The sequence below is a fragment of the Erythrobacter sp. HI0063 genome (assembly GCF_001635685.1).
Taxonomy (GTDB): Bacteria; Pseudomonadota; Alphaproteobacteria; order Sphingomonadales; family Sphingomonadaceae; genus Qipengyuania.
In genome coordinates this window covers 1-251 of the sequence record NZ_LWFF01000256.1, presented here as the reverse complement: position 1 = coordinate 251, position 251 = coordinate 1, and the positions used below count along the sequence as shown (strand labels likewise).

Sequence of the window (251 nt, the reverse complement as noted above, 5' to 3'; positions counted from 1 at the left end):
TATTTGGAGCCACGTATAAGATCAGCGATGCGGTCAAGCCGCGCCGCCGCGTTATCAGCGTTCTCCGGAGCCAGCCGAGGATGGAAGCCGAGATAGACGATGCAAAAAGCAAGCGCCTGCAGGATTGGCGCGTAATCGTCGTCAAACGGACAGTTGAGGAAAACCGACTTCTCGAAGGGTGGAGGCAAACTTAGCCCTTCGGCGGATGTGGATCGTTTCCGTAGGAATTACGTTCCCTGATCCGGCCATCA

General features: G+C 55.8%; 1 pseudogene. It reads right to left on the bottom strand.

The window, feature by feature from the left end:
• Nucleotides 1–188: pseudogene (locus A3736_RS17960) on the bottom strand (hypothetical protein); the annotation flags it as partial.
• Nucleotides 189–251: the final 63 nt, after the last annotated feature.